This window comes from Labedella gwakjiensis, from assembly GCF_003014675.1.
Classification (GTDB): Bacteria; Actinomycetota; Actinomycetes; order Actinomycetales; family Microbacteriaceae; genus Labedella; species Labedella gwakjiensis.
The window spans coordinates 2,886,875-2,900,103 of the sequence record NZ_PYAU01000001.1 but is presented as its reverse complement, the minus strand read 5'-3'; the positions used below and the strand labels follow the sequence as shown (position 1 = coordinate 2,900,103).

Here is a 13,229-nt window from a genome sequence, read left to right as displayed (position 1 = left end):
CCGCACCCGACCGAGCGTCCGGGACGTCCGACCGTTCGTCCGGGCGTCACGATTCGAGCAGTATGATGGATTCATCAAGTCACTATCTCGGTGACCCACTCGCGTGATGTAGGGAGCCCCGATGAGCCTGGGCGACGAGCAACGACCCCTGTACGAGATCAAGGCGAACCTGTTCAAAGGGCTCGCCCATCCGTACCGCATCCGCGTTCTCGAGATCCTCGCGGGCGTCGACGAGGCGCCGGTGTCCGAGCTCATCTCCGAGACCGGGCTCGAGGCCTCCCATCTCTCGCAGCACCTCTCGGTGTTGCGCCGCTACGGCCTCGTGCTCTCCGAGCGGCGTGCGAGTGTCGTCTACTACCGACTGGCGTTCCCGCAGGTCGCCGACCTCCTCCGCGTGGCGCGACAGCTCCTCGGCGAACTGCTGCAGGATTCGCAGCGGCAGCACGCCTCGGCGCTGGCCCTCCCCGCGATCTCGCCCGCGCCATGAGCGCGTCCTCCTGGTCTCCGCGTGCCCTGCTCCCGAGCCGCGACGATTATCGAGGACTCCGCCGCAGCTGGCGTGGTGACGTCGTCGCCGGCATCACCGTCGGCATCGTCGCCCTTCCCCTGGCCCTCGCGTTCGGCGTGAGCTCCGGTGTCGGCGCCGAGGCCGGGCTCATCACGGCGATCATCGCGGGGCTCGTCGCGGCCGTGTTCGGCGGCTCCGACGTGCAGGTCTCCGGGCCCACCGGCGCCATGGTCGTGGTGCTCGCGCCGATCGTGGTGAGCCACGGCGTCGGCTCCGTCGTCATCGTCAGCGTCCTCGCGGGCGTCATCGTCCTCGCCGCGGGTGCGCTCCGCCTCGGTCGGACGGTGAGCACCATCCCCTGGCCCGTGATCGAGGGCTTCACGGTGGGGATCGGCGTGATCATCTTCCTGCAGCAGGTCCCCTCCGCCGTGGGCGTCAGCGGCGCGGGCCACAGCACCAACGCCGTGGCCGCCGCCGTGGAATCCGTGATGGGCGCGGACTGGCCAGAGGCTCTCCTGCCCCTCGCGACCGTCGCCGTCGTCACGGTGATCATGCTGCTGCTCGGCCGGGTCAGCGGCCGGCTGCCCGCGTCGTTCATCGCGATCGTGGTCGTGACGATCGGCGCCGCGCTCCTCGGCGTGCCGCTCGCGACGATCGGCGAGCTGCCTCACTCGCTGCCTCTCCCCACCTTCCCCTCCATCGATCTGGGGACCCTGTCCGGCCTGATCGGCCCTGCGTTCGCCGTCGCGGCGCTGGCCGCGATCGAGTCGCTGCTCTCTGCTCGCGTCGCCGCGTCCATGTCGGACACGGGACCGGTCGACGCCGACCGCGAGCTCGTCGGCCAGGGACTCGCCTCGATCGCCTCGGGCTTCTTCGGCGGCATGCCCGCCACCGGCGCCATCGCCCGCACCGCCGTGAACGTGCGATCGGGCGCTCGCACCCGTGTGTCCGCGATCGTGCACTCGCTGGCACTTCTCGCTGTGGTGTACCTCGCGGCGAACGTCGTCTCCGTCATCCCGCTGGCCGCGCTCTCCGGGGTGCTCATGGTGACGGCGGCGCGCATGGTCTCCCCGACCGTGATCGGCCAGGTGATGCGATCCACCCGGTCCGATGCTGTCGTCTTCGTGGTCACGGCGATCATCACAGTGAGCTTCGACCTCATCGTCGCCGTCGGGATCGGTGTCGCGGTGGCCGCGTTCTTCGCGTTGCGTTCGCTCAGCACCGCGAGCGGCGTGCACCGTGAGGAGTTGGCCGGCGCCCCCGAGCCCGGCGACGAGCGGATCGCCGTGTTCCGCATCGACGGCTCGCTGTTCTTCGGCGCCGCCGAGCGGATCCTCGACCGCATCGGAGCGCACGACGGCGTCGAGGTCGTGGTGCTGCGCCTCTCGCACCTGCAGCTCATCGACGCCACCGGCGCCCACACCCTCACTGAACTCGTGACCGCTCTGGAGCGTCGGGGCGTCACGGTGCTCATCAAGGGCATCCGGCCCGAGCACCGGACGCTGCTCGAGCGGCTCGGCGTCATCGACTCTCTCCGGCACCCGAACCACCTCTTCGTCGACCTCGAACCCGCGATCGCGCACGCCCGATCCCACGTCGGCCGAACCGCGGCGGCCGCCGGATGAGCTCGGGCAGCGCACCGGTCCCGCCGGCGCGGCGCGAGGGTCCGCCGCCGATCCGCATCAGCCGCCGTACCCTCCTCCTCGGCGCCGGCGGGCTCGCCGTCATCGGCGTCGGCGGCTACTGGCTCACCGAGGGCCGCTCGTCCGGCGGCGGCACCTCGTTCACAACGCCGCTCCGCATCCCTCCCCTCGCCGAATCCGAGGTCGTCGACGGCGAGCGCGTGTTCCGCCTCGCCGCGCGGGCCGGCGAGACCGAGCTCGTTCCCGGCGTCCAATTCGCCACGATGGGGTTCAACGGCGTCCACCTCGGACCCACGATCCGGGCCGCGCGCGGCGAGCGCGTGCGGATGCACGTGACCAACGAGCTCGACGTGCCGACCACCGCGCACTGGCACGGCATGATCCTCCCGGCCACGGAGGACGGCACTCCCCACCAGAGCATCGCGCCCGCCGCCACGTGGACGGCCGCGTGGCAGATCGACCAGCCGGCGGCGACGCTCTGGTACCACCCGCACCCACATGGGCAGACCGAGCTGCAGGTAGGCCGGGGCATGGCCGGGCTGTTCCTCGTCGACGACGACGACGAGTCGCCGGACCTGCCGTCCGAGTACGGCGTGGACGACATCCCGCTGATCATCCAGGACATCGCGGTGCGTCCGGGCGGCGAATCGGCGGGAACGCCCACAGCGTCCCCCATCGGCCGGATCGGCAACACCCCGATCGTCAACGGCACCTACCGGCCGCACCTCCGGGCGAGCAGCGGGCTCGTGCGACTGCGCATCCTCAACGCCTCCGCCGCCCGCTGCTACAACCTCGAGCTGTCGACCGGCGAGCCGCTCCTCCTCGTGGGCACCGACGGCGGGCTGCTGCCGTCTCCGCAGTCCGTTCAGAGGGTGTTCCTCTCCCCCGCCGAGCGCGCCGAGGTGCTCGTGCAGCTGCCGCCGGGATCGGACCTCGTGCTCCGGTCCGTTCCGCACGACCTGGGCATGAGCAGCGGCGACGACACCGCGTCCGGGGCGGACAACACCCTCGACATCCTGCGCATCACCACTCCGTCGGACACGACGGCGCGGGAGGTTCCCACGACGCTGCCGTCAGCCGTGCTCCCCGCTCTGGCCGATGCGATGACGGAGCGGCGGTTCATGCTCGGCAACACGACGATCAACGGCCGGGTCATGGACATGGACCGCATCGACACGACGATCGTCGCCGGCGCCACCGAACGGTGGACGATCATGAACACGTCCGACCGCGCCCACAACTTCCACATCCACGGAGCCCAGTTCGCCGTGCACAGGGTGAACGGCGAGAAGCCCGCCGCGCAGAACCGCGGGTGGAAGGACACCGTCTTCCTCGCCCGCGACGACGCCATGGAGCTGATCGTCCCGTTCAGCTCCTACGTCGACCCCGCGACGCCGTACATGTACCACTGCCACCTGCTGTGGCACGAGGACCAGGGGATGATGGCGCAATACGTGCTCACGACGGATGGGGGCGACGACGGGGCCGACGCAGGGACCGACATGGGGATGGACGGGATGGGGATGGGGATGGACCACCCCGGCCACGACTAACTCCTCGGCGGCATTGATCCGGCATCCAGGGTCACCGGTTCCTCCGACGGCGGCGTCTGCCGTGCTCCGTCGGTCGCCCGCGAGGAGTCGGCACCCTGTCAGAGAACTTGTTCATCTTCAACTCGTCGGGCAGTCCCCACGCTGCGCGGACGTCTCTCCTCAGGGCCTTGAGCCGCCTGTCCGAGTAGGTGGCCGGGATCAGTGCGATGAAGAGGAGCGCCGCAGAGCTGCCCGTGAGCGCGAGCGTGAGAAGTGTCGCCGCATCGTCCGGCGCCCCGCTCGCCGTAGCAAGAATCCCGTAGACCATTGGTACCAGTGCGACGACGGCCAGCATGAGCGCGGCTCCGATCAAGGCGAAGGTGATGCCCCGCGACACGGACCACGGTGTGACGGTGGTCCTGATGACGGAAGCGGTGACCAAGTCGTCTCGAGCGGCCGCGACCAGACGCGCCGCTGGCGAGTCCGCCTCCATCCCCACGAGCTCAGCCGACAGTTGTCGGGCTTGCCTCAGTTCTCGGGAACCGCCTGCTGCAGCGCGGCTCCCGCAAGCGCGATCAAGCCCGGAATCGCCGCAGCTCCCAAGGTTGCCAACCACTCCATGTCGTCTCCTTACGTGGCTTCCTGAGACCACAGCCTGACGAACACCTCCGACATCACGGCGTCGCGCTGGCGCCATACCAGCGGTCGCGCGGTGGAGCATGCGCGCTCGAACGATCCAGAACGTCTTCGTCGGTCGGTTGAACATCGCCGAGTTCCTGGGGGTGGGCGGGCTCCTCGTCGTGGGATTCGTCCTCGTGGCCGGCGGACACGGCACGATCGGAGGCACGACGGCCGCGATGCTGCTGTTCCTCCGGCTGTTCGGTCCGATCAATCAGCTGCTGTTCGTCGTCGACGAGATGCAGTCGGCTCTCGCGTCGCTCGGGCGGATCGTGGGGGTGCTCACGGCTGGTGAGACGCACGAGTCTGCCCTCTCGTCCGACGGCGAGACATCGTCCCCCGACCCGCTCGCCTCCGGCGGAGTGCGCATCTCGCGGGTGGATCACTCCTACGTCGCCGGCCATCCCGTGCTCACCGGCATCGATCTCACGCTGGTCCCCGGCGAGCGCGTCGCGATCGTCGGCGCCTCGGGCGCGGGCAAGAGCACCCTCGCCGCCCTGGTGGCGGGAGTGCACACCGCCGAGAGGGGACGCGTCGAGGCGGCCGGCTCCGTCATGCTCGCGACGCAGGAGGTGCACGTGTTCGACGGCACGCTGCGCGACAACCTCACGCTCGTCCGTCCAGGCACCGACGATGCCACTCTCCTCGATGCGCTGGCCCGGGTGGGTGCGCAGGGCCTCATCGCGCGCCTGCCGGGCGGGCTCGACGAACCCGTCGGCGCGGCGGCGGCGGCTCTGACACCCGCCGAAGCCCAACAGATCGCCCTCGCGCGCGTGCTGCTGGCCGACCCCACGATCGTCATACTCGACGAGGCGACCGCCGAGGCAGGCTCCAGCGACGCCGGCCGCCTGGAAGGCGCAGCGGAGGCGGCGACCCGGGGCCGCACCGCCCTCGTCGTGGCGCACCGCCTCACCCAGGCCGCGACAGCCGACTGGATCGTGCTGATGGACCGCGGCCGCATCGTCGAGCGCGGCACCCACGCCGAGCTCGTCGCGGCCGACGGGGCGTACGCGCGGCTGTGGGAGGCGTGGAGTGTTGACCGCGGTCCGTCCGGGTCTTGAGGGTGAGGTATCGCGCCATCTTTCATCTTCGGACGCGCGCCGTCAGGTGCCATCGAGCTCGACCATCTCGGAAGCGGCCGATGCGACGCGCTCGTCACCGGCTACCAGCACATCGGCCCGCAGTCTCGGCAATGCCAGGTATTCGGCGAGCCCGAGATCCCACGCCGTAGCGGCGCGACCAAGGCCACCTGTGGGGGTGAGGAGAACTCGGGAAGGGGCACCTTCGGAGCACATAGAGGGGCGCTGGTATCTCGTCGCAGGCATGCGTGTCAGAGCCCAAGTATCATCTGGGCTACCTGATTTGCCCCTTCGACGGGGTTCCCGGCGCTGATCGGCCCATTGGTGGAGAGGTTCACCCGAAATCTCACCGAATCGTCGGCGACGTGCCGAAACGCGGCAACGTCGTGACGACGTAGGACACCGATGGCGGCGTCATCCATGTCGTAGGCGCGGAAGAAGGTCGTAAGAAACGGGATCGAGTAAGTCGGATCGGCTGCTTGCGTGGTGTGGTCGTAACCGATCCACGAGATCGCGCCATACTCGGCAACGTGGGCGACGAAACGCTCGATGACCTGAGGCGATGCTCCGGTATCGGCCATACGCATGGTGATGCGCTCGACGAGGCTGGGGACTGTGAAGCTGTTGCTGGCGTCGCTCTCGGCTCGCTGGAGACCGATGCTTAGTAGGAGCAGCCGGTGCTCGTCGCCTTCCTCGTCGCGTTCGACCTGATGTACGCCCTCAACGAAGTGTGATGAAGCGTTGCCTGTCGTGGTCTTGACCTCAATCCCCGTGCCGCCAAGGACGATGTCGCGTGAGGATCGCTGCCAGCCGCGCCAACCGGCGATGATCTCTATGACGCGAGAGTCGTCGGCTCGGCGGCATAGTGCCTCCAAGAGGAGCAACTCGCCTGCAAGTCCGAGGAACGCCTGGTTTGACATCGTGAGGTTCTTGATGGCGAGTTCGATGATCGGTTCGGTGAGGGAGAATGCGCGCGGGAGATCGCTATCTGCTCCGTTTCGCAGGAGCTCGACGCAGATGAACGCCGCTACCTGATCGAAGTGTGTGAGTGCGGGGAAGACGAGGCGCGTGGCTTCGAACGTCGTCCCGTCGTCCTTGTAAATAGGTCGATGTTCGGATGCATCCTTCACGGTTCTGGAGACCGGCACGAGCTCGTCCCCACGCAGGAGGAGTTCCACCTTGCCCTCGGTGTCACGAGCCACGCCGATGACTTCGGCGGGAGTGATCCATTCGACGTTCCGCGACCCGGCTTCCGCGGAGACCGGAATGCGTTCGATCCGCTGCCGAGCGTCTTCGTAATTGGTCATCGGATTTTCCTCACGCTGCGATCAGCGAGCCGGCTCGCGTCGCGGCGAACTGCTCCGGGCCGCCAGCGGGGATGCACACTCCGACAGCAACTACAGGATGCGGTTGCCCCGGCCGTTTGTTGATGTAGAAGAGGATCTGCCCGTGCGCCCCTTGCGGGCGCCAGGAGGTCGTCCCAGCCGTGGCAGGGAGGGCTTCGCCGCGATGGTAGTAGTCGAAGAACTCGTCGCCGCGGTAGTCGAGGGGGCCCGCGTTCGGGTCATTCGTGCCCCAGGTCGTGTCAAGGTTCCCCTGAGCGTTCAGGCCTTTCTGGGTGGCCCGGATATCAAAGCCGAGACCGGCGAGGGGTCCGCCGGTGATCCTGTCTCCGTCGCCGTATCGGATACCGACGGAGAATCGGGGCTGATGCAGCACCTTGGCGCGCAGGTCGGCCATCGCCCATCGGCCGGACGGGACTCCCGTGACGAAAAGGCCTCTAACGGCACGGGTGAGGCACGCTTCCCACAAGCGGAGGTATGCGGCGATAGCATACGGGCACTCGAAGCGGGGCTCCGAGGGTGTCCCGTCGACGGGGCTTGGGGCTTGATAGAACTGTGTTCCCGCGGGAAGCGGCAGGGTTGCGTCCACGCGGGCCTGGACTTGCTGCCACAGCTCTGCCAGGCGGCTTTCGTCGCCAGGGGCATACGAGTCAAACGAGAGAATGCCGAGCAGGTCGGCAGCCTCTGACAACGACAGTGTGCGGTCGAGCGCACGTCCGCGCACGGTGCGCCCCACCGTCACGTCGGAGGAGGGGCCGGAGAAAACCTCAGCGACAAGCTGAGCATTCGGGTCGGGCTGCTGTCCGTCGTTGATGATCGTGACGAACGGTTTTGCGCTCGGACACAGTGGCACGCGGCCGATACTGGCGATCTTTCCGGTGGCCAGAAAACCCATGCCATGCAGGACCGCCGGAGAAGGCGCGGCGCCAGCCATCTTCGCCGCGATGCCTTCACGGAGCGCCTCGTCGACATCGTGATAGGCGCCGAACAAGTCGATCTGCTGTCGGGTGGCGAACATGCGGCAGAGCTCGATGTATTCTCCGCGGTAGCCGAACCATCGCTGCATCTGCATCTGGGTGTCGGCCACAGGGTTAGCCGAGTTGCGTCGGAAGAGTGCCGTCGTCATCCCCTCCAGTGTTAGCCCGCGCGCCATTACATTGCCGGAGACGAAGATCGTCGAGAGGTCCGTGGCCGCGCGCCAACGCCGAGTGGTCTCGTCGAAGACCGGCTTGTACTCGGGCCGGTCTTCCGCGCCGGGGTCGCTGTTCACTACGGACACGCGCGTGCCCGGAATGACCTCGGTCTCCAGGATGTGGAGCACGGTCGGCCAGTCGGGGATGGGTCGAGGGTTCATCACGTTGAACTCGGTAGCGATCGCGCTTGATGATGACCGGTAGTGGTCGATCCATGCCTCCCAGAGGGGCTCCTCACCGCGCATCTTCGCGACGAGGCTGTGCGGGAGGAGCGCATTGCCAGATTCGATCAGGTTGCGTGCCGTGGAGCGGTCTGGCACGCCAGCCCAAACGAGTACGTCCTCCGCGGCTGCGAAGTGAGCGCCAATGTCTGCGGAGGGGTGGAGCAGCATCGAGTGGGTGGGCGGCGAAGCCGCTCTCACATCGTCTCGCAGGAGGAAGTCCACGCCCCTGATCGAGCGTGGTCCCATCACGGTGGGGTCAGTTGCCGAGGCCCAGTGCAACCTGATCGCACCGGCAACAAGGAAGGCGCGGATGGAATCTGCGAGATCGTTGTCGGCTTGTCCCGATAGCTCGCGGCAGAGGCCGGCGCCAGTGCCGCGGTCGTAGTAGACCTCGCCGCCCGTGTAGTAGCTGTCAATTCCGTTCGGTTCTGGGAATGTCGACGAGCGCAGGGCATCCAGGTTGCTGGGGTCTGCGGGCTGGCCGACATCGAGCGGCGTCCGAAGCGAGATCACGAAGTCCCGTGGAGCGAGTGGATTGTGGTCCTCTTGCAGCAGGTTCGCCTGCGGGGTTGCGGTGTACCCGACATAGGTAGCGAAAAGGTTGTCCGGCGCTCCACTCGATCGCGGTTCCCATAGATCGGCGATCGCGCGGGGAACTTGTTTGAGGGTAGGCGAAAGGGGGCCCCGAGATTGCTCGACGACGGCATCGAGCACAGAGCCGTCATCCGCTTCATCATCAAGGACGAGCATGTGCACGGCACGATCGAGTCGCGCGACCTCGCTAAACACGCTCTGACGCAATTCGCGCCCGAGCGCGTAGAGATGATCGGTCTGCTTCATTGCAACGACGATCAGCGGCTGTCTCTGCGACAGCTTGCGTCTCACCTGCGCGGAAGGGAGCCGATACGTGCTGTCCAATGTCGTTGGCACCCCAGACAGCACGACGTCCGGAGTTGGACAGAGCAGCCGCCGCCGCACTTTCGCGACCCCGTCCTCCCCCGCATCGAGTTGCTCAACCATGCGCTCGTAGGTCTGGCGCCACAGCGACAGGCGTGTCCCCGCGAGGAGCACCACGATGTCGATGCCTCGGTCGAGCGCCAGCGCGGTCACGCCGAACATTGAGGCTGTCTTGCCTGACTGCACTGAGCCCATGACCAGCCCCGTACGTGTCCGGCTCTCGGGCCACGTTGCGGCATTCGGCGGCCCCGCACCGAGCATCCCTCTCTCGATGATGTAGCGGCAATCGGTCTGGAGCACTCCTCGGGCGGTCGAGGTCATCTGCCCGAGTTCGCGAGCGTACCGGCTCCACCATGTCTCGTCTGCGTCAGACGGCGCATCGAAGTGCACCCGTTCCACGATGATCGATCACGCACCCTTCGTTGGTATACGCGAGGCCAGCAATGACTCAACGCCGGATGAGCCGAACCTGGTTCGGATCGCTTCGGAGGCTGACTCGATGTCGAGCCCGAGCTTCTCGACAATGCCGGCTGCGATGCGAGCGATGAAGTCCCACTGCGTGCGGGTCTGGGTCTTCTCGGGACGCGTCCACTCGTTCAGCGCCGCTTGGCGGATCGTCGCGGCGTTGGCCTCAAGACGCTCCTCGATATCTTCCGGCGCGTCGACGGCGGCGATCGCGACGCCAACAAGCGACCCGACTAGCTGCAAATCTTGCCACCGACTGCTCTTCCCGTCGCCACGAAACTTGTCCGGCCAGAGCTCGTCATAAGCCGCGTGAAGGCTGGCAGCCGTAACTACGAGTCTGAATAGGTCGGAGAGACGAGAGGAGGTGCGCAGTGCATGTGAGCCGTCGTCCTGCACCCGCTTGAGGAGGTCGTCGGTGTGGCGTGACGTAGAGGGGAGCAGCTTTCCTCCCGAGTCATTGACAAGCACCGCGATGATCCATCCGAGAACCTTCGTTCGGCGGTAGCGAGCCTCGCCAAATCCGTAGTCGGCCAGCGTTTTGCCGAGTTCGCTCGCCCCGGCAACGTCGAGGAGCGACGGGGCGATGTCTGCGATGTTGGCTCGATTACTTGCGTCTCCAGCCGCAACGAGGATCGCGCGCGTGAGCTCGACATCGTGGAATACTGCGTTGCGAATTTCCTCGGCGTTCAGGTGCATGCCTTGTTTGTTGTACAAGTTGAAGACCTCGTGGATCTGCCGCTGACTCGCCTTCGTGTATTCGATGACGGGCACCTTGTAATCAGGGGCGCCTTCGAAGAGTTCCTCGACCGTCACTTCCTGGTCGGCGACGTGGATGGTGTGTCCCTTGATCTGGGTGTAGTACTTACCACGTAGAGGCTCTAGGTCTTTACCGACTAGGACACCGTTCTTGTCGTTGCGCAGCCGGAACGGGAAGTAGTAGTCATCTTCGAGTTTTGCAGTGAGCGGTTCGCCCATATACGTCTTCCAAGCCAAGCGGAACTTGGGGTAGTCGTTCTCGAACTTTTCGCGAAACCCAGCCTCAGGCTTCGCCTTGTCGGCCTCAGCCACCCTCACTAGCGCTTCAGGGTGCTTGCCCACATAACGCAGAATCGCGGTCAGGCGCTGCTTGCCGTCCACGACGTCGTCGGGGGCAGCGCCGCCTTTCCGAAGCAAGATGATCGAGGGCAGGGGAATGCCACGAAGAATTGACTCGATCAGCTTCTGTCGATCCCCCGTGCGCCACACGTCCCCTCGCTGGTACGAAGGTGTGAGGTTCAGCTTTTTCTTCGTCAGCTGAAAGATGTGCCACACGTCAGCCTTAGCCGTAACGGGCTCCGGGGAGATAGCTTCCTCGTCACCCCCTTCAGCTTCCCAGCGATCCGCCCACGAAGCCGTCGCGGACGATTGGGTACCACCGTCGGAGTTGAGCTCTGCTATGAACTCGTCCTTGAGCCGGCTAGCTGCCTCGGCTCGCGCAGCGAGGCGCTCTAGGGCCTCGGTAGTCAACCGAATGGCCCCGCCGGTCTCCTCAATCCCTTGGGCTGCCGGGGCAAAGCTGAGGTTCGCTGCGAGGCTGAGGGCGAACGCCGTGAGATCGGCATCTGAAAGATCGTCATCAAAGTGCAGCCAGCCTTGCACGTCGGTCAGCCGCGATATCCAGGCATCAGATTCGAAGTCCACGTCGGTAGGTGAGAAACTGGCGCAAGCCGGCACTCCCTCGGGGGTGTCAGTCACGTCCGACAGTTCCGAAAGCGCTTCCGCGATGCGATCCTGCGCCTGCGGGCGCGGGCTCTCCTCTGCGGCCTCTACGACATTAAGACTCATTAGTGGCGCTTTCTTCTCGATGTTGTCTGGAACTGCCGCTAGGCAGCACCCCGAGCTTCCATGATTCTTGGACTTGTGATGTCAGACGGCGTCTCACTTGAGGCCAACGCCTCGAGGAGGGGCTCTGCGATTTTGCGGACTACCTTCGCATTGACGGCGTTACCGAGCGCCTTGTACGCAGCTACGTCACGCGCAGGCAGGGTGATCCCACCGAGGCTCTGCAACTTCGCGCACTCTGCGGGGGTCATGTAGCGCCGGGCGCCGGTGCCGGAGATCCTCGCTCCTAGAATCGGCACTTGTGTCTGTGTCATCGCGATCAAAGCCGGCGCGGTCGTGGGCCGCTTCACACGGACCCCCGAGGCTCGGACCTGTATGACGTACTCGTCGATGTCCCGCACGCCACCCTGCGCGTTCCATTCAAACTTCTGGAAGCTGGACGGGAACTCCCATGGCCGCCACTCATCAAGCCACGGGTCGATCCATTTGCGGTTGTCGCAGTAGAGTGCGCGGTTCTGCCGAATGAAGGCACGCTTCCAAGCAGGGAACTCAATGTCCCCGTCACGCCGGGAGTGGCTTGGAATCAGCAGCTTCTGGTCAGCAATACTCAGTCCGTCGAGCGGCGAGCCGAATGATCCCGTGAACTCATCGAGCTTCTCCGGGCGGCGCTCGGACCACGCCCTCGGCGGAGTCAATCCCTCGTAGGGGTAACTCGCGCGGAACTCCATCGACCAGATTGGAAAGGATGGGAGCTTGATGTCCTTCGGCGCACGACGCAGGAAGTCCCGCCACATGTCGATCGCGTCTTCCGTCCTCTGGGGCACGTCGCGAACGGGTGGCGCCTCGGGGTCAAGGGCGGTGGCGATGGTGGTCTCTTCCTTGCTCTCCTCTGGCCATTTGAACCCGACTAGCCCGCCCTCGGAGATGAGCGCGCCGACAAAGTAAGCCCGCTCGCGCACCTGCGGGATGCCGAACTGATGTGGCGACAACCGCCGGATGTCCACTTCGTAACCAAGATCATCGAGCATCTTGATGATGGTCGCCTTGGTCTCACCGCCGTCGTGGCTGAGGATGTTCGGGACGTTCTCCAGAATGAAACGGCCGGGCCTCTTCACGCGCAGAATGTCGTGCACCTTGAAGAACAAATGACCTTGCAGAGTGTGCTCGAACCCCTGCTGCTTACCTGACTTGGAGAACGGCTGGCAGGGGAAACCCGCGGTGAGAACTTCATGGTCGGGAACGTGCTCGGCGATCGCCCCGTCCGTGTCGAGTTCGTTCACGTCGGACCACGGTGAAATACCGAAGTTAGTCGCGTAGAGAGCGTTTAGCCCCGACTCCCATTCCGCGGCGAATACGCCCTCGCCGCCGAGCCCCCGGAGGGCTACATGAAAACCACCAAGTCCCGCGAATAGGTCGACGAATCGGAAATTGAGAGGCTGACCTGCCATTATGGGGGTTTTCTCCTTCAGATTCCTAGGTCCAACTTGGTTCTGCGTCCAGCCAAGTGGCTTCAAACCGCAAAGCAGCGAGGCATGCTTCACGCTAGTCAGCGTGAGTTCATTACAACAATAGAAGGACGGGCCGACATTACGGCTGCCACGCGCCGTCGAGCCTGCTCTCGTGACGTCGCGTCCCCTACGTAAGCCCGGCTCCAGCCGACAACCGACGACTGGGATGGGATCATACGGTGACCAATGCGTAACGATCCTGCAATTGCTCCACCATGCTCGCCGCAACCGTCGCCGGACGCCCAGAAACACAATGCGAGCCAGCCGCCTCCCGGAGA

Annotated in this window: 9 protein-coding genes; 4 read left to right on the top strand and 5 right to left on the bottom strand. The window is 65.8% G+C overall.

What is annotated here, in order from left to right; translation table 11 throughout:
- Positions 1-121: 121 nt before the first annotated feature.
- The 3 genes from CLV49_RS13625 to CLV49_RS13615 are packed head-to-tail and all read left to right on the top strand — an operon-like array spanning position 122 to position 3,704.
- Positions 122-487 carry an ArsR/SmtB family transcription factor gene (locus CLV49_RS13625; RefSeq protein ID WP_106564022.1) on the top strand — a complete coding sequence of 122 codons (366 nt, stop codon included), beginning with the start codon at positions 122-124 and terminating at the stop codon, positions 485-487.
- Complete coding sequence (locus CLV49_RS13620) at positions 484-2,133, top strand: SulP family inorganic anion transporter (RefSeq protein WP_106564021.1); 1,650 nt, start codon at positions 484-486, stop codon at positions 2,131-2,133. Before CLV49_RS13625 ends, CLV49_RS13620 begins: the two co-directional genes overlap by 4 nt.
- Complete coding sequence (locus tag CLV49_RS13615) at positions 2,130-3,704, top strand: multicopper oxidase family protein (RefSeq protein ID WP_243696567.1); 1,575 nt, start codon at positions 2,130-2,132, stop codon at positions 3,702-3,704. The genes CLV49_RS13620 and CLV49_RS13615 overlap by 4 nt, the downstream gene beginning before the upstream one ends.
- 31 nt (positions 3,705-3,735) lie before the next feature.
- Here the strand turns inward: CLV49_RS13615 and CLV49_RS13610 are convergent, their stop codons facing one another.
- Entirely contained in the window at positions 3,736-4,080 is a 345-nt protein-coding gene (locus CLV49_RS13610) for a hypothetical protein (protein ID WP_127054266.1), read from the bottom strand.
- 322 nt (positions 4,081-4,402) lie between these two features.
- Between CLV49_RS13610 and CLV49_RS13605 the strand changes: the two genes are divergently transcribed.
- Positions 4,403-5,422, top strand: coding sequence for an ATP-binding cassette domain-containing protein (locus tag CLV49_RS13605; RefSeq protein ID WP_106564019.1), 1,020 nt, complete (start codon positions 4,403-4,405; stop codon positions 5,420-5,422).
- 269 nt (positions 5,423-5,691) lie between these two features.
- Here the strand turns inward: CLV49_RS13605 and CLV49_RS13600 are convergent, their stop codons facing one another.
- The 4 genes from CLV49_RS13600 to CLV49_RS13585 form a co-directional block, all read right to left on the bottom strand.
- Complete coding sequence (locus CLV49_RS13600; protein WP_106564018.1) at positions 5,692-6,747, bottom strand: PD-(D/E)XK motif protein; 1,056 nt, start codon at positions 6,745-6,747, stop codon at positions 5,692-5,694.
- Positions 6,748-6,757: 10 nt separating this feature from the next.
- Positions 6,758-9,319 (bottom strand): Z1 domain-containing protein, encoded by a 2,562-nt coding sequence (locus CLV49_RS13595; protein WP_243696568.1) that lies wholly within the window; start codon positions 9,317-9,319, stop codon positions 6,758-6,760.
- A 246-nt stretch (positions 9,320-9,565) separates the two neighbouring features.
- Positions 9,566-11,446 carry a DUF262 domain-containing protein gene (locus CLV49_RS13590; RefSeq protein WP_106564017.1) on the bottom strand — a complete coding sequence of 627 codons (1,881 nt, stop codon included), beginning with the start codon at positions 11,444-11,446 and terminating at the stop codon, positions 9,566-9,568.
- A gap of 38 nt (positions 11,447-11,484) precedes the next feature.
- Positions 11,485-12,984 carry a DNA cytosine methyltransferase gene (locus tag CLV49_RS13585; protein ID WP_208019778.1) on the bottom strand — a complete coding sequence of 500 codons (1,500 nt, stop codon included), beginning with the start codon at positions 12,982-12,984 and terminating at the stop codon, positions 11,485-11,487.
- Between the last annotated feature and the right edge of the window lie 245 nt (positions 12,985-13,229).

Bases quoted from the DNA above. Each gene is read 5' to 3' on its own strand.
- CLV49_RS13595 (WP_243696568.1), bottom strand. From the start codon at position 9,319: ATGTTCGGCGTGACCGCGCTGGCGCTCGACCGAGGCATCGACATCGTG.
- CLV49_RS13625 (WP_106564022.1), top strand. From the start codon at position 122: ATGAGCCTGGGCGACGAGCAACGACCCCTGTACGAGATCAAGGCGAAC.
- CLV49_RS13600 (WP_106564018.1), bottom strand. From the start codon at position 6,747: ATGACCAATTACGAAGACGCTCGGCAGCGGATCGAACGCATTCCGGTC.
- CLV49_RS13590 (WP_106564017.1), bottom strand. From the start codon at position 11,446: ATGAGTCTTAATGTCGTAGAGGCCGCAGAGGAGAGCCCGCGCCCGCAG.
- CLV49_RS13615 (WP_243696567.1), top strand. From the start codon at position 2,130: ATGAGCTCGGGCAGCGCACCGGTCCCGCCGGCGCGGCGCGAGGGTCCG.
- CLV49_RS13620 (WP_106564021.1), top strand. From the start codon at position 484: ATGAGCGCGTCCTCCTGGTCTCCGCGTGCCCTGCTCCCGAGCCGCGAC.
- CLV49_RS13605 (WP_106564019.1), top strand. From the start codon at position 4,403: ATGCGCGCTCGAACGATCCAGAACGTCTTCGTCGGTCGGTTGAACATC.